At 72.9% G+C, this 19002-nt stretch carries 22 protein-coding genes and 2 tRNA genes; 16 read left to right on the forward strand and 8 right to left on the reverse strand.

The genetic code is table 11. The annotated features are described in order from the left end of the window. Nucleotides 1-16: 16 nt before the first annotated feature. Nucleotides 17-283 carry a hypothetical protein gene (locus AB0G50_RS01960; RefSeq protein WP_360101121.1) on the reverse strand — a complete coding sequence of 89 codons (267 nt, stop codon included), beginning with the start codon at nucleotides 281-283 and terminating at the stop codon, nucleotides 17-19. Between the two features lie 17 nt (nucleotides 284-300). On the opposite strand from AB0G50_RS01960, the gene AB0G50_RS01965 reads away from it, so the two are divergent. Next, nucleotides 301-675 (forward strand): antibiotic biosynthesis monooxygenase, encoded by a 375-nt coding sequence (locus AB0G50_RS01965; protein WP_360101124.1) that lies wholly within the window; start codon nucleotides 301-303, stop codon nucleotides 673-675. On the opposite strand, the gene AB0G50_RS01970 is transcribed toward AB0G50_RS01965, so the two are convergent. Then, nucleotides 662-1495: a tetratricopeptide repeat protein gene (locus AB0G50_RS01970; RefSeq protein ID WP_360101127.1), complete on the reverse strand. Its 834-nt coding sequence runs from the start codon at nucleotides 1493-1495 to the stop codon at nucleotides 662-664. The genes AB0G50_RS01965 and AB0G50_RS01970 overlap by 14 nt on opposite strands. A 91-nt stretch (nucleotides 1496-1586) precedes the next feature. Between AB0G50_RS01970 and AB0G50_RS01975 the strand changes: the two genes are divergently transcribed. Further along, a complete protein-coding gene (locus AB0G50_RS01975; RefSeq protein ID WP_360101130.1) occupies nucleotides 1587-2972 on the forward strand; it encodes a glycine--tRNA ligase in 1386 nt (461 codons plus the stop codon). 55 nt (nucleotides 2973-3027) lie between these two features. On the opposite strand, the gene AB0G50_RS01980 is transcribed toward AB0G50_RS01975, so the two are convergent. Continuing rightward, the gene (locus AB0G50_RS01980) at nucleotides 3028-3942 is read right to left on the reverse strand and encodes an AraC family transcriptional regulator (RefSeq protein ID WP_360101133.1); all 915 of its coding nucleotides are present in this window, start codon (nucleotides 3940-3942) and stop codon (nucleotides 3028-3030) included. Between the two features lie 72 nt (nucleotides 3943-4014). Between AB0G50_RS01980 and AB0G50_RS01985 the strand changes: the two genes are divergently transcribed. The 4 genes from AB0G50_RS01985 (at nucleotide 4015) to AB0G50_RS02000 (ending at nucleotide 7031) form a co-directional block, all read left to right on the forward strand. Beyond that, entirely contained in the window at nucleotides 4015-4434 is a 420-nt protein-coding gene (locus tag AB0G50_RS01985; protein WP_360101136.1) for an anthrone oxygenase family protein, read from the forward strand. 163 nt (nucleotides 4435-4597) lie between these two features. Next, a complete protein-coding gene (locus AB0G50_RS01990) occupies nucleotides 4598-4918 on the forward strand; it encodes a hypothetical protein (protein WP_360101139.1) in 321 nt (106 codons plus the stop codon). A 59-nt stretch (nucleotides 4919-4977) separates the two neighbouring features. Then, the gene (locus AB0G50_RS01995) at nucleotides 4978-5568 is read left to right on the forward strand and encodes a carbonic anhydrase (protein ID WP_360101142.1); all 591 of its coding nucleotides are present in this window, start codon (nucleotides 4978-4980) and stop codon (nucleotides 5566-5568) included. Then, on the forward strand, nucleotides 5565-7031 hold the full coding sequence (locus tag AB0G50_RS02000) for a SulP family inorganic anion transporter (RefSeq protein WP_360101145.1): 1467 nt from the start codon (nucleotides 5565-5567) through the stop codon (nucleotides 7029-7031). The genes AB0G50_RS01995 and AB0G50_RS02000 overlap by 4 nt, the downstream gene beginning before the upstream one ends. Nucleotides 7032-7076: 45 nt before the next feature. Here the strand turns inward: AB0G50_RS02000 and AB0G50_RS02005 are convergent, their stop codons facing one another. Together AB0G50_RS02005 and AB0G50_RS02010 are read right to left on the reverse strand one after the other, a co-directional pair. Next, entirely contained in the window at nucleotides 7077-7973 is an 897-nt protein-coding gene (locus AB0G50_RS02005) for a hypothetical protein (RefSeq protein WP_360101148.1), read from the reverse strand. A 16-nt stretch (nucleotides 7974-7989) separates the two neighbouring features. Beyond that, nucleotides 7990-8721, reverse strand: a complete 732-nt coding sequence (locus AB0G50_RS02010; RefSeq protein ID WP_360101151.1) for a peptidase E — start codon at nucleotides 8719-8721, stop codon at nucleotides 7990-7992. Nucleotides 8722-8758: 37 nt separating this feature from the next. Here AB0G50_RS02010 and AB0G50_RS02015 point away from each other — a divergent pair, with 37 nt between their 5' ends. From AB0G50_RS02015 to AB0G50_RS02025, 3 genes are all read left to right on the forward strand, one after another. Further along, entirely contained in the window at nucleotides 8759-9403 is a 645-nt protein-coding gene (locus AB0G50_RS02015) for a YdcF family protein (protein WP_360101154.1), read from the forward strand. Nucleotides 9404-9432: 29 nt separating this feature from the next. After that, on the forward strand, nucleotides 9433-10683 hold the full coding sequence (locus AB0G50_RS02020) for a deoxyguanosinetriphosphate triphosphohydrolase (RefSeq protein WP_360101157.1): 1251 nt from the start codon (nucleotides 9433-9435) through the stop codon (nucleotides 10681-10683). A gap of 86 nt (nucleotides 10684-10769) precedes the next feature. Beyond that, nucleotides 10770-11816 (forward strand): serpin family protein, encoded by a 1047-nt coding sequence (locus tag AB0G50_RS02025; RefSeq protein WP_360101159.1) that lies wholly within the window; start codon nucleotides 10770-10772, stop codon nucleotides 11814-11816. Nucleotides 11817-11867: 51 nt separating this feature from the next. Here AB0G50_RS02025 and AB0G50_RS02030 read toward each other — a convergent pair whose 3' ends face one another. Beyond that, complete coding sequence (locus AB0G50_RS02030) at nucleotides 11868-12512, reverse strand: dioxygenase (protein ID WP_360101162.1); 645 nt, start codon at nucleotides 12510-12512, stop codon at nucleotides 11868-11870. A gap of 122 nt (nucleotides 12513-12634) precedes the next feature. Then, nucleotides 12635-13525 (reverse strand): RNA polymerase sigma factor SigJ, encoded by an 891-nt coding sequence (gene sigJ, locus AB0G50_RS02035; protein WP_360101165.1) that lies wholly within the window; start codon nucleotides 13523-13525, stop codon nucleotides 12635-12637. A gap of 34 nt (nucleotides 13526-13559) precedes the next feature. Here sigJ and dnaG point away from each other — a divergent pair, with 34 nt between their 5' ends. From dnaG to AB0G50_RS02055, 4 genes are read left to right on the forward strand one after another with little or no spacing between them, the layout of a single operon-like run. Then, on the forward strand, nucleotides 13560-15455 hold the full coding sequence (gene dnaG / locus AB0G50_RS02040; RefSeq protein WP_360101168.1) for a DNA primase: 1896 nt from the start codon (nucleotides 13560-13562) through the stop codon (nucleotides 15453-15455). Continuing rightward, entirely contained in the window at nucleotides 15452-15970 is a 519-nt protein-coding gene (locus AB0G50_RS02045; protein ID WP_360101171.1) for a hypothetical protein, read from the forward strand. Before dnaG ends, AB0G50_RS02045 begins: the two co-directional genes overlap by 4 nt. A gap of 52 nt (nucleotides 15971-16022) precedes the next feature. Continuing rightward, nucleotides 16023-16769 (forward strand): trans-aconitate 2-methyltransferase, encoded by a 747-nt coding sequence (locus AB0G50_RS02050; protein WP_360101174.1) that lies wholly within the window; start codon nucleotides 16023-16025, stop codon nucleotides 16767-16769. Next, nucleotides 16766-17398: an MOSC N-terminal beta barrel domain-containing protein gene (locus AB0G50_RS02055; RefSeq protein WP_360101177.1), complete on the forward strand. Its 633-nt coding sequence runs from the start codon at nucleotides 16766-16768 to the stop codon at nucleotides 17396-17398. Before AB0G50_RS02050 ends, AB0G50_RS02055 begins: the two co-directional genes overlap by 4 nt. Here AB0G50_RS02055 and AB0G50_RS02060 read toward each other — a convergent pair. Next, the gene (locus AB0G50_RS02060) at nucleotides 17379-17621 is read right to left on the reverse strand and encodes a hypothetical protein (RefSeq protein WP_360101180.1); all 243 of its coding nucleotides are present in this window, start codon (nucleotides 17619-17621) and stop codon (nucleotides 17379-17381) included. The two genes, AB0G50_RS02055 and AB0G50_RS02060, sit on opposite strands and share 20 nt — an antisense overlap. Before the next feature lie 134 nt (nucleotides 17622-17755). On the opposite strand from AB0G50_RS02060, the gene AB0G50_RS02065 reads away from it, so the two are divergent. The 3 genes from AB0G50_RS02065 to AB0G50_RS02075 all read left to right on the forward strand — a co-directional run bounded on the left by AB0G50_RS02065 (nucleotide 17756) and on the right by AB0G50_RS02075 (nucleotide 18998). After that, nucleotides 17756-17827, forward strand: a tRNA-Asn gene (locus tag AB0G50_RS02065). A 168-nt stretch (nucleotides 17828-17995) separates the two neighbouring features. After that, nucleotides 17996-18844, forward strand: a complete 849-nt coding sequence (locus tag AB0G50_RS02070; RefSeq protein ID WP_360101183.1) for an oxygenase MpaB family protein — start codon at nucleotides 17996-17998, stop codon at nucleotides 18842-18844. A 76-nt stretch (nucleotides 18845-18920) separates the two neighbouring features. After that, nucleotides 18921-18998: transfer RNA gene (locus AB0G50_RS02075), tRNA-Ile, on the forward strand. The last annotated feature ends 4 nt before the right edge of the window (nucleotides 18999-19002 follow it).

The raw sequence follows: 19002 nt of genomic DNA on the forward strand, positions 1-19002 counted from the left end.
CCGATACTAGCGGTGGCTACAGCACCGACGCTGTGACCAGCACCAGCGCGGCCAGCACGAGCACCCGCAGCACCCGGGCGGCCGGGGGCAGCGTCCGCCAGGTGACCGCCAGCAGCGTCGCCACGCCGAGCGCGAGCAGCCCCAGCAGGCTCGCGCCCAGCGGGCCCTTCAGCCACACGCCGGCCCCGAACAGGGCCAGGACCAGCAGGAACACCGCCGGTGCCGGCACCTTCGCGAGCGGGCCGGAACCGGGGACCAGGGTGCGCTTGGAGTCACGTGCCACCGTGGCATCCTTGCAGGGTGCTGCTGGTGTGCCGGTTCTCCGTGGTCGGGTCGGTCGACGAGTTCACCGGGCGCGCCCGGCGGGCGCTGGAGCTGCTGACCGCGCAGCCGGGGTGCCGCCGTGGGCAGCTGAGCCGGTCCACCGACGACCACGAGCACTTCGTGCTGACCGTCGAGTTCGACTCCGTGGTGGCCTACCGGCGCGCGATGTCGCCGTTCGACGTGCGCGAGCACGTGATCCCGCTGCTGTCGCGGGCGCTGCCCGAGCCGTCCGCGTTCGAGCCGCTGCTGCTGGGGGAGGCGGGCGTGGTGACCCGCGAGGAGAGCCTGGTCGCCGCGGACGCGTTCACGGTGCGGCTGGGCGAAGCCGGTGGGCCCGCTACGGCCCGGTGACCGGCCACCGCGGCTCGCCCGCGAGTGCGCGCAACCGGGCCACCCGGTCCGGGTTCTGGTGCGCGTCGAGCAGATCCAGCGCCCGGTGCGCCTCCTCGGCCGCCTCCCCGGGCCGGCCCAGCGCGGCGTAGTCCTCGGCCAGCTCCTCGTGCAGCCAGCCGTCGGGCGGGCTGCTCGCGACGGCCAGGGTCATCAGCTCGACGGCCTCGGCGGGCCGGCCCAGCGCGCGCAACGCCCGGGCCACCGCGTACCGCGCCACGGCCTGGTCGTGACTGCCCTCGGTCCGGGCCGCCACCGCGTGGGTGAACGCCGCCAACGCCTCCTCGTGCCGGCCCGCGGTGAAGTGGGACCAGCCGAGGTTGTCCCACAACGGGCCGAGCCACTCCCGCACCTGCGGGTCGTCGGACGCCTCGGCGAGCGCGACGCCCTTGGCGGTCCACTCCTCGACGCCGTCGACCAGCGCCGCCATGTGCGCCGCGTCGACCGCGAGGAACGCGTCGCCCCGGTGACCGGCCAGCACGAAGGCCGCGACGAACAGCGGCAGCGCCTCCTCCGGCGCGCCCGCCGACCGCAGCAACCGGCCGCGCTCCAGGAAGACCCGCACCCGACCGGGTGAATCCGGCTCGGCGAGCGCCTCGGCCTCGGCCAGCAGCTGCTGACCGGCCGCCGGGTCGCCGCGCAGGCCCTCGACCCGGGCGAGCTGGGTCAGCACCTCGGCCCGCCGCGCGTCGGGCAGGTGTTCCGCCAGTCGGGCGCGCAACCGCGCCTCGGTCGCCGTCAGGTCGGCGAAGTCCCACATCACGTGCAGCTCGTCCGCCATTGCCGCAGGGTAAGCACAGGTGGGCGCTGGTCGCCCGGCGGCGAGGGCTACCCTGGCCTCCCCCGATTGTTCGCCCTCCGATGGAGTGTCCGTGGCAGCCGATCGCATCGAGACCGTCGTCAGCCTGTGCAAGCGCCGCGGGTTCGTGTACCCGTGCGGCGAGATCTACGGCGGCACGAGGTCGGCCTGGGACTACGGCCCTCTCGGCGTCGAGCTCAAGGACAACATCAAGCGGCAGTGGTGGAACTTCATGGTCCGCGGCCGCGAGGACGTGGTGGGCCTGGACTCGTCGGTGATCCTGCCGCGCGAGGTGTGGACCGCGTCCGGGCACGTCGAGGCGTTCGTGGACCCGCTGGTCGAGTGCAACTCGTGCCACAAGCGGTTCCGGCAGGACACGCTGTCCGAGGAGTACGCCGAGCGCACCGGCAAGGACGTCGCCGAGGGCGACGTGTCGGACGTGCCGTGCCCCAACTGCGGCACCCGCGGCCAGTACACCGAGCCGAAGATGTTCAACGGCCTGCTCAAGACCCACCTCGGTCCGGTGGAGACCGACGAGGGCCTGCACTACCTGCGCCCGGAGACCGCGCAGGGCATCTTCACCAACTTCCTCAACGTGCAGACGACCTCGCGCCGCAAGCCGCCGTTCGGCATCGGCCAGATCGGCAAGTCGTTCCGCAACGAGATCACGCCCGGCAACTTCATCTTCCGGACCCGCGAGTTCGAGCAGATGGAGATGGAGTTCTTCGTCGAGCCCGGCACCGACGAGGAATGGCACCAGTACTGGATCGACGAGCGCACCCGCTGGTACACCGAGCTGGGCATCGCGAAGGACAGCCTGCGGCACTACGAGCACCCCAAGGAAAAGCTGTCCCACTACTCGAAGCGCACCGTCGACATCGAGTACCGGTTCCGCTTCGGCGGTCAGGAGTGGGGCGAGCTGGAGGGCATCGCGAACCGCACGGACTTCGACCTGAACACGCACTCCAACCACTCGGGCGTCGACCTGTCGTACTTCGACCAGGCCACGAACAGCCGCTACCGGCCGTTCGTGATCGAGCCGGCGGCGGGTGTCGGCCGGCCGATGATGGCGTTCCTGCTGGAGGCCTACACCGAGGACGAGGCGCCCAACGCCAAGGGCGGCGTGGACAAGCGCGTCGTGCTGCGCCTCGACCGCAGGCTCGCGCCGGTGAAGGCGGCCGTGCTCCCGTTGTCCCGCAACGCCGACCTGTCGCCGAAGGCGAAGGACCTGGCCCAGGCGCTGCGCCGGAACTGGAACATCGAGTTCGACGACGCGGGCGCCATCGGCCGCCGGTACCGCCGGCAGGACGAGATCGGTACGCCGTTCTGCGTGACGGTGGACTTCGACACGCTGACCGACCACGCGGTGACGGTGCGGGAGCGCGACACGATGTCGCAGGAACGCGTGTCGATGGACCAGTTGGAGTCCTACCTGGCCGCGCGCCTGGTCGGCGCCTGACCGTCCTCTGTGGACGGTTCGGGTCGGCCGCGCGCGGTCGCCGGACCCCGTCGGCTCACGGGGTCCGGTGCGCGGTGGGGGAGAGACCCCGTTCGCGCTTGAACGCCGTGCTCAGGGCGAACGGGGTGCTGTAGCCGACGGCCTTGGCCACCGCGGCCAGGGTGGTGGCCGGGTCGCGGAGCAGGTCGGCGGCGAGGTCCAGGCGCCACGACGTCAGGTAGGTCATCGGCGGTTCGCCGACCAGCGCGGTGAAGCGGCGGGCCAGGGCGGCGCGGGAGACCGAGCACGCGGCGGCCAGGGAGGCGACCGTCCACGGCGCCGCCGGCGAGTTGTGCAGCAGGCGCAGGGCGTGGCCGACGACCGGGTCGGCGTGGGCGCGGTACCACGGCGGGGCGTCGTCGCGGGTCAGGTGCGCGCGCAGGACCGAGATCAGCAGCAGGTCCAGCAGGCGGTCGAGGACGGCGGACTGCCCGGGCGCGTCGCGGGAGACCTCGGCGGACAGCAGGGACACCAGGGCGGTCTCGGTCGCGGACACCGCCACCCGGGGCAGGACGGAGAGCAGGCGGCGGGACACCTCGCCGTCCATCGAGTAGGTGCCGCTCAGCAGCACGACCGACGCGTCGGCCCGGGTGCCCCACGTGCGCACGCCCAGGTTCCACACGTCGCACAACGGCGCGCCGTGCGCGTCGGTGGACACCTCGCCGGGGTGCACCACGGCCTGCGGCGGCCGGTCGGGCGAGTCGGCCAGCAGGTACGGCTCGGGGCCGCGGACCACGGCCACGTCGCCCGCGGCCAGCGCGATCGGCGGCGCGTCGGAGGGCACGAGCCACCCGTTCCCGCGCACCAGGGCGACCACCGCGAGCGGCGCGCCGTCCCGGATCAGCAGCGACCACGGCGGGTCCAGCAGGGTCCGCAGCACGAACGCCTGCCGGGCCCGCGGTCCGTCCAACAGAGCGGCCAGCGCGTCCACGGAGACGATCTGACACGACCGCGAGCGCCGGGGCAATGGCCGGCCGGGCGCCGGGCGCCTTGACTGGCGGCCATGACGATCGTCGCGGCCCTGTGCTGCACCTCGATGGCCGGCGTCTTCTTCGCGTTCTCCGCGATGGTGATGCCCGGCCTGCGCCGAGCCGACCCCGACACCGGCCTGGCGGCCATGCGCGCGATCAACGTCGCGGTGGTCAACCCGTTCTTCGTGACGCTGTTCCTGGGCACGGCGGTGGTCTCGGTGGTCGCCGCGATCACCGGCGGCCCGTGGGCGGTCGCGGGCGCGGCGCTGTACGTGCTGGGCGGGTTGGTGCTGACCGGCGTCTACCACATCCCGCGCAACAACGCGCTCGAACGGCGGGCCTCGACCGACTACTGGGCGGAGTACCTCAGCCAATGGGTGCCGTGGAACCACGTCCGCGCCGCGCTGTCCCTGCTGGCCGGGATCGCGTTCGTCCTGGCAGCGACACGATGAATCATTTTCATATCTGAATCGATGACGGAGCGTGATTCTTACTTCTTCTTAATGACGTGCATCACGCACATTCGGGTGAAAACTTCACAAATCGGGCTTCCCTTAACCCGCGTGTCATCCCGACCCGCGACACTTGATCACAACAGCGGAGAGGGGGCTTGTGATGACGCGCGCGCTCGTACTGGCGGCACTGTTCGCGCTGCTCGCCGTCCTCACCCCGGCCACCGCCGCCGACCTCCCGAGCGCGGTGCTGACGGGTCAGTCCACCGTCGGCACCGCCGAGGAGGAACCCGCGACGAGGGAGTGCCGCAAGGCGCCCGAACCGCGCACCTGCGCCACACCCGCGCGCCGGCAGGCCGATCCGGCCGGCACGCGCACGAGGCCCACCCGCAGGCACCCCGCCGCGGCTCCCGCGCCCGAGTGGCGCACCGACCACCTCCGCGCCCGGACCACACCGGCCGCGTTGCAGGTGTTCCGGCACTGAACTCGTGTCCCCCCAGCCACAACTGAATCGAATGTCCACCTGACGAGTGAGGAAATCCCATGGAATTCCGTCACCTGGTCCAGCACGCCCGGACGCACTCGCTGCGGCGCCCGAGGGAAACCGGTCGCCGCCTCGCCAGTGGTCAGTCGCCGACGGCGTTGTTCATCACCTGCGCGGACTCCCGCATCGTCCCGGCCGCGATCACCGGCGCGCAGCCGGGCAGCCTGTTCGAACTGCGGACCGCCGGGAACGTCATCCCCACCTATTCGGAGCACTCCGCGTCCAGCGAAATGGCCACCATCGAGTTCGCGGTGGTCCAGCTGGGCGTCGCCGAGGTCGTGGTGTGCGGTCACTCGCACTGCGGCGCGGTGGGAGCGCTGCACGCGGGCGAGGTCGACCACCTGCCGCTGCTGCGGCGGTGGCTCGCCACGCACGGCCCGTTCAAGTCCGTCGCGGCGGCGGACGTCGCCGCGCGGGCCGAGGGGCGCGCCCACGTGCTCGCCCAGCTCGACCGGCTGGCGGCCTACCCGTTCGTCCGGGACCGCGTCGACCGGGGCGACCTGCGCCTGCACGCGTGGTTCTACGACATCGAGACCGGCGAGGTCAGCCAGGCCGACACCCGTTCGACCGAGGGGTTCGTGCCGCTATGACGACCACCGGACGACAGCAGCACCTCCTCGGCCCACCGGGCCGGACGCTCTGGCCGGACGTCGGCGCGTCGCTCGTGGTCTTCCTGGTCGCGCTGCCGCTGTGCGTCGGCGTGGCCGTCGCCTCGGGCGTGCCGGCCGAACTCGGCATCATCACCGGCGTGGTCGGCGGCGTGGTCGTCGGCCTGCTGCCCGGAAGCACCCTCCAGGTCAGCGGTCCCGCCGCCGGCCTCACCGTGCTGGTGGCCGACGCGGTCGGCGCGCACGGACTGCCCGCGCTCGGCCTGATCGTGCTCATCGCGGGCGCGCTCCAGATCGCCATGGGCCTGCTGCGGCTCGGCCGCTGGTTCCGGGCGATCTCGCCCGCCGTGGTGCAGGGCATGCTCGCCGGCATCGGACTGGTGCTGGTGCTGAGCCAGCTCTACCCGTTCGCCGGCCTGGCCCAGCCGAAGACCACCGGGGAGAAGTTCGGCGGACTGCCCGGTCTGGTCGCCTCGGCGGTGGCGACGCCGGGCGCGGTGGCGATCGGCGTGCTCACGCTCGTGGTCGCCGTGCTGTGGAAGAAGGCGCCGCCCCGGTTCCGGGCGGTGCCGGGCGTGCTGGTGGCGGTGGTGGTCGCGAGCGCGGCCGCCCTCGCGCTTCCCTTGCCGCGCATCGAGGTCGGCCCGCTGGAGCAGGTGGTCGACGTGGTCGACTTCTCGCTGTTCGGCACCGGCGTGCTCGGTGCCGCCCTGACGTTCGCGCTGGTGGCCTCGGCGGAGAGCCTGTTCAGCGCGGCGGCGGTCGACCGGATGCACCACGGCCCGCGCACCCGCTACGACCAGGAGCTGATCGCGCAGGGCGTGGGCAACACGCTGTGCGGGGTGCTGGGCGCGCTGCCGATGACGGCGGTCATCGTGCGCAGCGCGGCCAACGTGCAGGCCGGCGCCCGCACGAGGCTCTCCCGGGTGCTGCACGGCGTGTGGCTGCTGCTGTTCGTGGTGGCGCTGCCCGGCGTGCTGGCCTACGTGCCGCTCACCGTGCTCGCCGCCCTGCTGCTGCACGCCGGGTGGAAGCTGCTCGAGCCGCGCCGGGTGGCCCGGCTGGTCCGGACCGACCCGGCGGAGAGCGCGGTGCTGCTGCTGACCGCCGGGTTGATCGTGGTCACCGACCTGCTCACCGGCACCCTGGTCGGGTTGCTCGCGGCGGTGGTGAAGACGGCGTGGGACGTGTCCCGGCTGTCGGTCACCGTCGACGGCGCCTGCGAGGAGCACGAGCACGTGACACTGCGCGGCAACGCGACGTTCCTGCGGCTGCCGAGGCTGCTGGACGCCCTGGAGGCGCTGCCGGTGACCAAGCACGTGCGGGTCGACCTGCGGGGGCTGCGGCACCTCGACCAGGCGTGCCGGCAGGCGCTCGACCAGTGGGCCGAGACGCACCGGACGGCCGGTCGCACGGTCGACCTGATCAGCCCGGCCGCGGCGTAGCCGGGGTCGGCGAGGTCTTCGGCCGGGTGACCCGGGGAGCCCGGGTCACCCGGTCGGCAAATCGGCCAGCAACGCCTGGGTGATCGAGTCCAGGTCGTCCTTCGCGACCTGCTCGGTCTGCCCGGTGTGGATCGACAGCATCGCCACCGCGAACCGGTCGGCCACCACGCCCGAGCTGTGCAGGTAGAGGGTCGCCGGCAGGTACCACATCCAGCCCTGCTTGGCGTAGGTGTCCGCGCCCGCGCCGAGCAGCCCGAAGGCCTGGTCGAAGCCGTCGGCCGCGGTCGCGGGCGCCTCCCTCAGCGCGGTGACGATGAAATCGCGCTGGTCGGCGGGCAGGTCGGTGAGGATGTAGTGGTACAGCGCGACGACGTCGTCCGCGGACATCTCCACGTCGCCCCACTGCGTCGGGTCCGCGGGCGCCGACGTCGCGGTCAGCCCGGCCCGCGCGGCGACCCGCCCGACCGCGCCCATGCCGTCGTGCTCGTCCCACAGCGCGTTCATCGCCTCGTCGTCGCTGCGGCTCAGCGCGCGGGTCAGCAGGTCACGGTCGGAGTCGCTCACCGCGCTCTCGCCCAGCACGTCCACCGCCACCAGCAGCTTGCTCAGCGACGCGGTGTGGAACGGCGCGGCGGCCTGGCTGCCCGCGACGGCGCCGGTGTCCAGGTCCAGCACGGCCAACCCGAGGTCGACGTCACCGGCGGCCGCGACCGCCTTGTCCACCGCGGCGGTCAGGTCGACCGCCGGCGCCCCGGTCGTGGTGGTCGTCGGAGCGGTGGTCGTGGTGGCCGACGTGCGCGGCGCGGCGGCCCGCGGCTCCTCGGCCGCGGTCGGCTCCGGGGTGAAACCGACCTTCGTCGCCTCCGACGCGTGGTGCGGCAGCAGCACCGCCGCGATACCGAGCAGCAGTGCCGAAAGCGTCACCCACCAGCGTTTTCCCACACCTCAACGGTGCTTTTCACAACCGCCTGATGTCGAGGGGATGCTCCTGTGCGCTTCCTGAAGCTTCCTCGCGGGAGACCAGGTACGCGCCGCCGGAGCCGAGTTCCGACACCGCCTCCACGAGCGTCTCGCCGTGGTAGACCAACCCCGCGCCCTCGTCGGTGCAGTGCGTCGTCGGCAGCGCGCCGGACGCCACCGCCTCGTGCACCCGCGGCCGGCGCGCCGGCTCGCTGTCGAAGTGCACGCCGCTGCCGTAGGGCAGGAACGCGAGCCCGTTGTCCACCACGCGCAGCTCCGGCCCGAACGAGTCCGTGGTGCCGCCGACGTACCAGCAGATCGAGCCCGCCGACACGCCGCCCAGCACGACCCCGTTGCGCCACGCCGTGCGCATCACCTCGCCGAGGCCGTGCACCTGCCACACCGCGAGCAGGTTCGCCACCGACCCGCCGCCCACCCACACCACGTCGTGGTCGAGCACGTAGCCCTCGACGTCGTCGGTCGGCGGCATGCCGAACAGGTTCAGGTGGCTGACCCGCCACCCCGCGAGCTGGCCCGCCTCGGTGATGTCGGCGTGCCACGAGCGCTGGTCGCCCGACGCCGTGCCGACGTGGCACAGGCGCGGCGCGCGGCCGTGGACCCCGGAGAGGTCGACGGCCAGGTGCACGAGTTTTCCGAACTCCAGGTGCGTGCGTCGGCCGGCCCGGAAACCGCCCGAGGTGGCCACGATCGTCGGCTGGTCAGCTGCCATGGCGTGATCTTCGCGTGACGTGTGGGATTATCCAAGAGTGCCTCCAACGTTCCTGGCCAGGGTCCGCCGGTTGGTCCAACGGGTCGTCCTCGGCGCACTGGTGATCGGTTTCCTCGTGGTGGGCGGCACCGCCTTCCGGGTGTGGCAGGTCGCGCGGGAGGACGACCGGACGCACGCCGACATGGCCGTCGTGCTGGGCGCCGCGCAGTTCAACGGCGTGCCCTCCGACGTGCTCGCGGCGCGCCTCGAGCACGCCCGCAGGCTCTACGACCAGGGCGTCGTCTCCTACATCGCGACGACCGGCGGCCGGCAGCCCGGCGACAACTTCACCGAGGGCCAGGCGGGCCGGATCTGGTTGGTGGAACGGGGAGTTCCCGCCGACCGGGTGCTCGAGATCGGCGAGGGCAGCGACACGCTGGGCAGCATCCGGGCCCTCGCGCGGACCGCCCGCGACCGGTCGCTGACCACCGCGGTGATCGTGTCCGACCCGTGGCACTCGTTGCGCGCCAAGACGATGGCGCAGGACGAGGGCCTCGAGGCGTGGACGTCGCCGACCCGCAGCGGCCCCAACGTGCAAACCCGCGAGACGCAGCTGTTCTACATCCGCCGGGAAACCGGCGCGCTGCTGTACTACCACCTGATGAAGGCGCCGGTGGACGCGTTCGACGGCATCCTGCTCTGACCCCGCCGGCACCCGATTACGCTGGACGGATGAGCCTGCGCTACACCGGGCACGACGCGGCGCGGCTGCTGGCCGAGCCGGCCAAGAGCGCGGTGCTGCCCGGCGCGCGCACCGAGTCGCGCACCCCGTTCTCCCGCGACCGCGCGCGGGTCCTGCACTCGGCCGCGCTGCGCCGGCTCGCGGGCAAGACCCAGGTCGTCGGACCGGGCGAGGGCGCCGAGGTGACCGGCGTGCCGCGGACCAGGTTGACCCACTCGCTGGAGGTCGCCCAGATCGGCCGCGGCATCGGCGAGGAACTGGGCTGCGACCCCGACGTGGTCGACACGGCCGGTCTCGCGCACGACATCGGGCACCCGCCGTTCGGGCACAACGGGGAACGCGCGCTGGACGCGCTCGCGGTGGGCTGCGGCGGGTTCGAGGGCAACGCCCAGACCCTGCGCATCCTGACCCGGCTGGAGCCCAAGACCGCGCGCGGCCTCAACCTCACCCGCGCGTGCCTGGACGCGGCGACGAAGTACCCGTGGCCGCGCCGGCCGGGTGTGGCCAAGTTCGGCGTGTACGACGACGACCTGGACGTGTTCGGCTGGGTGCGCGAGGGCGCGCCCGAGGGTCGGCGCTGCCTGGAGGCGCAGGTCATGGACTGGGCCGACGACGTGGCGTACTCGGTGCACGACGTCGAGGACGGCGTGTTGGCGCACCGGATCCGGCTGTCCTCGCTGGCCGACCCGGTGGAGCGGACGGTCATCGCGTGCCTCGCGGCGGCGCACTTCTCCCCCGAGTCGAGCGCGACCCTGGAGAACGTGGCGGCGGAACTGTCCCGGCTGCCGGTGATCGCCGAACTGGCCGAGTACGACGGCTCGCTGGGCGCGCAGGTGGCGCTCAAGCAGTTGACCAGCGACCTGGTCGGCCGGTTCGCCTCGGCGGCGGTCGGCGCGACCAGGGACGTGCACGGCGACGGCCCGCTGACCCGGTACGCCGCGGACCTCGTGGTACCGCCGCTGGTCGCCGCGGAGGTGGCGCTGCTCAAGGCGGTCGCGGTCCGGTACGTGATGAGCGACCCGGTGCGGCTGGAGATGCAGGCGGGGCAACGGGAACTGGTCGCGGAACTGGTGCGCGGCCTGCTGGAGCGCGCGCCCGACGCCCTGGACCCGGCGTTCGGACCGGCCTTCGCCGCGGCCGCCGACGACGCCGCGCGGCTGCGGGTGGTCGTGGACCAGGTCGCGCTGCTCACCGACGCGCAGGCGGTGGCGTGGCACCGCAACCTGACCGCCCGCGTGTGACCGGTGGCACACTCGGGTGGTGACCGGGGCCGACGCCGTGCCCCGCCGCCACACCCCGGACGAACCGACCTGATCCAGGAGACCCCGTGCCTGATCGAGCCCACCTGACGTTCGCCCTCACCCTGCACGACGCCGTCGCGCCCGACCGCGCGGCGAACGCGTGCTGGTCGCCCTACTCGGTGGCCAGTGCGCTCGGCCTGGCCGCCGACGCGGCCCGCGGCACGACCCGGCGGGAGCTGGAAACCCTTGTCGGACAAGGGAACACCGCGCTGCTGCGGGAGTCCGAGCCGGGCCGGGACGCGGAGTTCGCGGTCGCCAACACGCTGTGGGCGTGGGACGGGCTGCCGCTGGAGGAGGAGTTCCTGACCGGGTTGGCGCGGTGGCCGGGCGGTCGGGTGCGCCAGGCGCCGTTCACCACCGACCCCGAGGGCGTCCGCAAGACGATCAACGCCGACGTCGCCGACACCACCCGGGGTCTGGTGCCCGAACTGCTGCCGTCCGGGTCGATCAAGGCGGACACGGTCGCGACGCTGGTCAACGCGCTGTACCTGAAAGCGGGCTGGACCGCCGAGTTCCCCGCGCACGACACCGCCGACCGGCAGTTCCGCGGCGTCGGCGACGTGCCGACCATGCGCCGCGAGGGTCGGCTGCGCTACGCCCGCACGGCCGGCTGGGAGGCCGTGGCGCTGCCCGCGCGCGGTGGCCTGGAGGCGGTCGTGCTGCTGCCCGCCGCCGACCTCGGCCCGCTGGACGGGGTCCGCGACGCGCTGACCGCGCTGGACTGGGCGCAGGTCGAGCTGTTCCTGCCGCGACTGGACCTGACCGCCACCACCCCGCTGACCGACGCGCTGCGCTCCGTGGGCGTGCGCGCGCTGTTCACCCGCGACGCCGACCTGACCGGGTTGAGCCCCGATCCGCGGCTGTACGTGGACGAGGCGCTGCACGAGGCCGTGCTGCGGTTGGACGAGCAGGGTCTGGAGGGCGCGGCGGCGACCGCGCTGACCATGCGCCTGACGTCGTTCCAGCCGACCGAGCCTCCGGTCACCGTGCGGGTGGACCGGCCGCACCTGCTGCTGGTGCGGCACGAGCGGACCGGCGCGATCTACTTCCTGGCCCAGGTCGTCCGACCGTGAGCCCGCTCCCCGCGAGGTGGCCGTGTCTCCCGGACGGCCACCTCCCGGGCGTCAGACGCCGACCACGAAGTCGAACTTGGCCGGGTACCGGTTGGAGGTCAGCGTGCCGAGGGTGATCACGGTCTGGGTGATGTAGTACGCGTCGCGCTGGTTGAGCTGCGCGACGTTCATCCCGTACGCCCTCGTGGTGCCCGGGAAGTACAGCTGCGTCGTGAGGATCGGCCCGCCGGGCGCCTGCACCTTCACGTGGATGTGCGGCGTCCGGCCCGGGTAGTCCTTGGGCACGATCGTCTCCAGCGTGTACGAGCCGTCCTTGCCGGTGAACTGGTGCCCGCGACCCCGGTAGGCCGAGGTGGTGTTGTCGTACTCGCCGCGCTGGTCGGCCTGCCAGAAGTCCAGCAGCACGTTGGCCAGCGGCCGGCACCGGATGTCGTAGACGAAACCGGTCAGGCTCAACAGGACCCCGGTCACGCCGGTGGTCCGCAGGTTGGTGCGCAGCGGTGAGTTGCGCCGGAAGTACGGGCCCTCGATCACCGGCGGCGTGTCGTGCCCGTCGGTGCACTGCGGCGTCAGGGGCAGTGCCGCGCCCTGCGCCGCGGTGCCGCTCGCGGCCAGTCCGACACCGGCCACCGCCGCGACCGCCGCGCCGGCGATGAAAACCCGCCGCGACGTGCCGTACTCGTGTTCTTCGCTCATGGGGGACGTCCTCCTCGACGATCACAAGGCGGCGTCCGTCGACCGTATCGAGGTCCGGACCGGAGCGGATCTACCGGAAGGCTCACTCCGGGTGTCGGGCCGGATACTCCGTGCAGTGTCGATCAGAACTCGATGTGGCGCAGCTTGTCCGGGTTCGCCACGTCGTAGATCGCCACGATCAGGCCGTCGAGCAGCGCGAACGCGTTGATCCGCGCGGAGAGCTCGCCGTCGCCCGGCACCTTGAGCCCGAGGTCGCCGTTGACCAGGACGGGCACCGTCGCGCCGAGTCCGCCGTACTTGCGCAGCAGCCCCAGCGCGAACCGGGCGACCTTGTCCGCGCCCGCCACCGCGTGCACCGCGGTGCGCGCCTTGCCGCCGCCGTCGCCGGTCACCACGACGTCCGGGTGCAGCAGCGAGACCACCGCGTCCACGTCGCCGCTCGCCAGCGCGGCCACGAACCGCTCCAGCACCTCGCGCTGCTCGTCCAGGGCGACCCTGGGCGGCGGGGGAGCGGCCGCCGCGGCCCGCCTGCCCCTCGAGGCGTGCTGGCGCGCGGTCGCCTCCGGGCAGCCCAGCACCGCGCCGACCTCCTCGAACGGCACGCCGAACGCGTCGTGCAGCACGACCGACACCCGCTGCTCGGGCGTGAGCCGGTCCAGCACCACCAGTGCCGCCATCCGCACGCCGTCGTCGCGCACCACGGACTCGAGCGGGTCGTCCGCCCACGCGGTCACCAGCGGTTCGGGCAGCCACGAGCCCACGTACCGCTCGCGCCGCACCGCGGCCGACCGCAGCCGGTCCAGGCAGATCCGGCCCACCACCGTGGTCAGCCACGCGCGCAGGTCCCGGACGCCCTCGGCGGGCCCGGACGACAGCCGCAGCCACGCCTCCTGCACGGCGTCCTCGGCGTCCGACACGCTGCCGGTCAGCCGGTAGGCCACGCCGACCAGGTGCGCGCGGTGCCCGGAGAACGCGCCGGCCAGGGTCTCCGGGGTCTCCTCGGCGGCGGTCACGGCTCCCAGTGTGCCGGCACTAGACTCGGCGACCGTGGCAGGACGCATCCGGGAGAGCGACATCGCGCTGGTGCGTGACCGCAGCCGCGTGGACGAAGTGGTCGGCGACCACGTGTCGCTGCGCCGGGCGGGTGGCGGGGCGCTCAAGGGCCTCTGCCCGTTCCACGACGAGAAGTCGCCGAGCTTCAACGTCCGCCCCACGCACGGCACGTACCACTGCTTCGGCTGCGGCGAGGGCGGCGACGTCATCGCGTTCGTGATGAAGATCGAGCACCTCGGCTTCGTGGAGGCCGTCGAGCGGCTCGCCGACCGCGCGGGCATCCAGCTGACCTACGAGGGCGGCGGCGCGACCGTGCAGCGCGACCGGGGCACCCGGTCCCGGCTGATCGAGGCGCACCGCGTGGCGGCCGAGTTCTACGCCGAGCAGTTGGCGACCCCGGACGCGATGGCGGCCCGGGAGTTCCTGGCGCAGCGCGGTTTCGATGAGGCCGCCGCGCGCCGGTTCGGCTGCGGGTTCGCCCCCGGCGGGTGGGACAAGCTCACCAAGCACCTGCTGAACAAGGGTTTCGAGCTGACCGAGCTGATCAAGTCCCAGCTGACCAAGGAGGGCAGGCAGGGGCCGATCGACCGGTTCCACCGCCGGCTGCTGTGGCCGATCCGGGACCTGGGCGGCGACGTGGTCGGCTTCGGCGCGCGCCGGATCTTCGAGGACGACCCGATCCAGGCCAAGTACCTCAACACCAGCGAGAGCCCGATCTACAAGAAGTCGCACGTGCTGTTCGGGCTGGACCTGGCCAAGCGGGAGATCGCCAAGCGGCGCCAGGCCGTGGTGGTCGAGGGCTACACCGACGTGATGGCGATGCACCTCGCGGGCGTGCCGACGGCGGTCGCGTCCTGCGGCACGGCGTTCGGCGCCGACCACATGAACGTGTTGCGGCGGCTGCTGATCGACGACGACCTGGACGGCGAGGTGATCTTCACCTTCGACGGCGACGCGGCGGGCCAGAAGGCGGCGCTCAAGGCGTTCGACGGCGAGCAGCAGTTCTCCGCGCAGACCTACATCGCGATCGCGCCGGACGGCATGGACCCGTGCGAGCTGCGCCAGGAGAAGGGCGACGTGGCGGTGCGCGACCTGGTCGCCCGGCGCACGCCGCTGTTCGAGTTCGCGATCAAGAGCAAGCTGCGCGACTACGACCTGGACTCGGTCGACGGCCGGGTCGAGGCGCTCAAGAAGATGGTCCCGTTCGTGGCGCAGATCAAGGACCGCTCCAAGCGCGACGGCTACGCGACCCGGCTCGCCTGGTGGGTGGGCTGGGAGGACGAGTCCACCGTGGTGCGCCGGGTCCGGGAGACCGCGAACGGCGGCGGGCCCAAGGCCGCCGGGCGGGCCAGGCCCGCGGACCCGAACCAGGGCGCGCTCGCCGTCGACGTGGACGGCCCGACCCGACCCGACCCGCGCGACCCGCGGCTCTGGCACCAGCGCGAGGCGCTGAAGTCGGCGCTGCAACTGCCCGAGATGGCCGGGCCGTACTACGACTCGCTGCCCGACGAGGCGTTCACCCACCCCGCGTACCTGGCGCTGCACCAGGCGATCCGGGAGGCGGGCGGCGCGTCCTGCGGCCTGTCCGCGCCGGTGTTCGTGGACGCGGTGGCGCAGGCGTGCGGACCGCAGTCGGTGCGCTCGGTGCTGACCGAGCTGGCCGTGGAACCGTTGCAGACCAAGGCGTCCGACGAGTACCGGTACGTGCAGTCGGTGCTCACCAGGTTGCAGCAGCTGCTGGTGGCCAACCAGATCACCGAGATCAAGTCGCGGCTGCGGCGGGTGTCGCCGATCGACGAGGCCGACGAGTACCGCGCGCTGTTCGGCGACCTGATCGCGTTGGAGTCCTACCACAAGGAACTGGGCGAACAGGCGGTGGGCGGGCTGTGACGGGAGCGCTGCGGAGGGTTTTCGGGTCCGGCGCGCCGAAGGGGTTCACCGGCGCCCTGGCCAAGGACGAGCACGTGCTGGCGTGGGCCGCGGTGGGCGACGGGTGGCTGGTCGCCACCACGTTCGGCCTGTGGCTGCCCGGTGCCGCTCCGCGCCGGCTGGGCTGGCACCTGGTCAGCAAGGCGACCTGGTCCGGCGGCGCGCTGGTGGTGATCGAGGCCGAGGAGAGCGAGGAGGCGGGCCGGGCCGTGCTGCTGCGCGACCTGCCGCCCGTCCGGTTCCCGCTGGCCGACCCGCGCAAGGTGCCCGAGGTGGTCTACGCGCGGGTGACCGGCGCGATCAGGACCAGCGAGCGGCAGGACGCGCTGCGGGCGTGGTTCGTGCAGCGCAAGGTGCCCGGTCGGGACGGTGTGGTGCTGCACGTGCGGCCGGACCCGGATGCGGACCTGGTCGAGGTGCGGCGGGTCGCGGCCGGCGTCGCGGAGAAGCTCGCGGGGCTGCGCGCGGACCGCTGACCGGCGTAGAGTTCGTAACAGTACGGGCGTACTGCTACGACGGGGGTGTGCCGTGTGGGATCCCGGGAGGTACCTGGCGTTCGCCGACCACCGGTCGAGGCCGTTCCACGAGCTGGTGGCGAGGGTCGGCGCCGAGCGGCCCCGGCGGGTGGTCGACCTGGGCTGCGGTCCGGGCAACCTGACCACGTCGCTGGCGGCCCGCTGGCCGGACGCCGTGGTGGAGGCGCTGGACTCCTCGCCGGAGATGGTCGAGGCGGCCCGGGGTCGCGGGCTGGACGCGGAGGTCGCCGACGTCGCCACGTGGACGCCCGCGCCGGACACCGACGTGGTGGTGACCAACGCGGTGCTCCAGTGGGTGCCGGGGCACGAGGACCTGCTGCGCGGGTGGGTGCGCGCGCTGCCGTCCGGCGCGTGGCTCGCGATGCAGGTGCCGGGCAACTTCGCGGGACCCTCGCACCGGGTGGTGCACGACCTCGTGGACGCCTCCTGGCCCGCCCTGGGCGGCCTGCTGCGGCGTGCGCCGGTGCTGGAGCCGGAGGGGTACGCCGAGGTGCTGGCGGAGGCCGAGGCGGACGTCTGGGAGACCACGTACCTCCAGCGGCTCACCGGTGCCGACGCGGTCCTGGAGTGGATCACCGGCACCGCGCTGCGCCCGGTCAGGGCGGCGCTGGACGACGCCGGGTGGGCGCGCTTCCGCGGCGAGCTGGCGCCGTTGCTGCGCGCGGCCTACCCGGTCCGCCCCGACGGCACGACCTGGTTCCCGTTCCGCCGGATCTTCGCCGTGGCGCGGGTGCCGTGAAGGTCGTCGCGCTGGGCCGCTACCCGGTGAAGTCGGTGCGCGGCGAGGAACTCCCGGAGTTGGCGTTCGGACCGCGCGGCGCGCGTCACGACCGCTGGTGGGCGCTGCGCACCCCCGAGGGCCGGTTCGGCTCGGGCAAGACCACCCGGCGGTTCGTCCGGCTGCCGCGCCTTCCCGAGATGTCCGCCCGGATGGTCGGCGACGAGGCGGAGCTGACCCTGCCCGACGGCCGCGCGTTCCCGGTGTCGGACCCGGGGTTGGCCGCGCTGGTGTCGGAGGTGGTGGGCAGGCCGGTGGAGATCGCGCCGGAGGGTGCCGTGCGCCACCACGACGAACACCCCGTGCACGTGGTCACCACGGCCTCGTTGCGGTGGCTGGGCGTGGACTGGCGGACCGTGCGGGCGAACGTGGTGGTCGACGCGCCGGGCGCGGACCGCGTCGAGGACGCGTGGGCCGGCCGCCGGTTCACCGCGGGCGACGCCGAGTTCGAGGTGGTCGGCCCGGCCACCCGCTGCGTGATGGTCGGCGCCGCCGCCCTGAAAGCCCTCGCCGGGCACGACCTCACCTTCGGCGTGTACGCGAAGGTGCTGCGGCCCGGCGTGGTCGGGCTCAGTTCGCCCTGGGGATGACGGGATCGGGCCGGTGCCCGTTGGTCGCGATGGTCCGGCTGCCCGTCTTCCGGCCGAACCCGGTCTTCTCGCCCACCTTCGCCCGCACCACGCCGGCCGCGCCCTGCACCGCGGGGTGGTCGGTCAGCGCGCGGAAGGCGCGGGCGATCTGGTCGTAGCGCTCGCGCCCGGCGCGAGCGCCCAGGACGTACCCGACCGCGACGCCGAACAGGATGGCCTTCATGACTGGTCCTCTCGTCCCATCGTGCCTGGTCAACTCCCATACTGCCGCACAGCGAGGGGGGTGTGCGCGAGCACCCGTCGGCATGCTCTATAGTTGTCTCTCGTCGGGGCCACCCCGGCGCTACAACAGAACATTCCCCCATAGCTCAACGGCAGAGCATTCGACTGTTAATCGAAGGGTTACTGGTTCGAATCCAGTTGGGGGAGCGCACGACCGAGGACCCCGTTCCCCGACGGGGTCCTCGGTCTTTTCCGTGCTTGTCCGTGCTTGTCCGTGCTTGTCCACCGCCCACGGGTTCCCCCGCCCTCGGCCGCTCACACCTGTTCGGCGCAACGGCTTCCCCGCGCGTGCTCCGCGCCTGGGATGCTGGCACCGTGCCCGACCGCTACGCCACCCTCCGCCGCATCGAGTCGCTGGACCCGGTGGCCGACCACCACGAGATCCTGCGCCTGTCGTCGGGTTACGAGTTCCCGTGGGACTACGTGAAGGCGCTGGAGTTCGCGTTGTTCCGGACCTACTGCGTGCCGTCGATATCGGGGCTGTTGGCGCGTACCGGCGAGTTCGCGAAACGCCCGCAGAAGCGCTACGACGACACCGCGCTGCTGATGGCGGAACTCGTGGAGCACGGCTACGACTCGCCGCGCGGCAAGGAGGCGCTGCGCGTGGTGAACCGCCTGCACGGCCGGTACGCCATCGCGAACGACGACCTGCGCTACGTGCTGTCCACGTTCGTGTACGACCCGGTCGACTGGCTGACGAGGTTCGGCTGGCGCCCGCCGTCGGACCACGAGGCCCTCGCCGCCTTCCACTTCTACCGCGAGGTGGGCGCCCGGATGGGCGTGAAGGACATCCCGCGGGACTACGCCGAGTTCCGCCGCTTCAAGGAGGAGTTCGAGGAGCGCGAGTTCGTGTACAGCGACACGAACAGGGCCATCGGCACGTACACGATCGACCTGTTCTGCTCGTGGTACCCGCTGATCCCGGCCCGCGCGACGAGAACCGCGATCCTCTCCTTCCTCGACCCGAGGATGTCGAGGGCCTTCGGCTTCCCCCGCCCCTCACCCACCGTCACCCTCCTGACCGGAACCGCCCTGAAACTGCGGTCCCACGTAGTCCGCCACCTCCCGCCCCGCCGCGCGTCCACCCTGACCACCCAACCGAAAAACCGCACGTACCGCGGCTACCCGACCGGCTACCACCCCTCCGACCTGGGCGCCCCGTAGCACGGCTTGGTCACGTGCCACCGGGTTGCCGGGACGAGACGCGCTCCGATCTGTACCCTCCTGAACCGCACATCAGGGGGCGGTAGCTCAGCTGGTCAGAGCAGCGGACTCATAATCCGTCAGGTCGTGGGTTCGAGCCCCACCCGCCCTACCACGTC

Source organism: Actinosynnema sp. NPDC020468, assembly GCF_040642015.1.
Classification (GTDB): Bacteria; Actinomycetota; Actinomycetes; order Mycobacteriales; family Pseudonocardiaceae; genus Actinosynnema.

Excerpts from the sequence above, each read along its gene's own strand:
- AB0G50_RS02030 (WP_360101162.1), bottom strand. The coding sequence starts at position 12,512 with ATGAGCGAAGAACACGAGTACGGCACGTCGCGGCGGGTTTTCATCGCC.
- AB0G50_RS01970 (WP_360101127.1), bottom strand. The coding sequence starts at position 1,495 with ATGGCGGACGAGCTGCACGTGATGTGGGACTTCGCCGACCTGACGGCG.
- AB0G50_RS01995 (WP_360101142.1), top strand. The coding sequence starts at position 4,978 with ATGGAATTCCGTCACCTGGTCCAGCACGCCCGGACGCACTCGCTGCGG.
- AB0G50_RS02000 (WP_360101145.1), top strand. The coding sequence starts at position 5,565 with ATGACGACCACCGGACGACAGCAGCACCTCCTCGGCCCACCGGGCCGG.
- AB0G50_RS02010 (WP_360101151.1), bottom strand. The coding sequence starts at position 8,721 with ATGGCAGCTGACCAGCCGACGATCGTGGCCACCTCGGGCGGTTTCCGG.
- AB0G50_RS01990 (WP_360101139.1), top strand. The coding sequence starts at position 4,598 with ATGACGCGCGCGCTCGTACTGGCGGCACTGTTCGCGCTGCTCGCCGTC.
- AB0G50_RS01985 (WP_360101136.1), top strand. The coding sequence starts at position 4,015 with ATGACGATCGTCGCGGCCCTGTGCTGCACCTCGATGGCCGGCGTCTTC.
- AB0G50_RS02020 (WP_360101157.1), top strand. The coding sequence starts at position 9,433 with ATGAGCCTGCGCTACACCGGGCACGACGCGGCGCGGCTGCTGGCCGAG.
- AB0G50_RS02060 (WP_360101180.1), bottom strand. The coding sequence starts at position 17,621 with ATGAAGGCCATCCTGTTCGGCGTCGCGGTCGGGTACGTCCTGGGCGCT.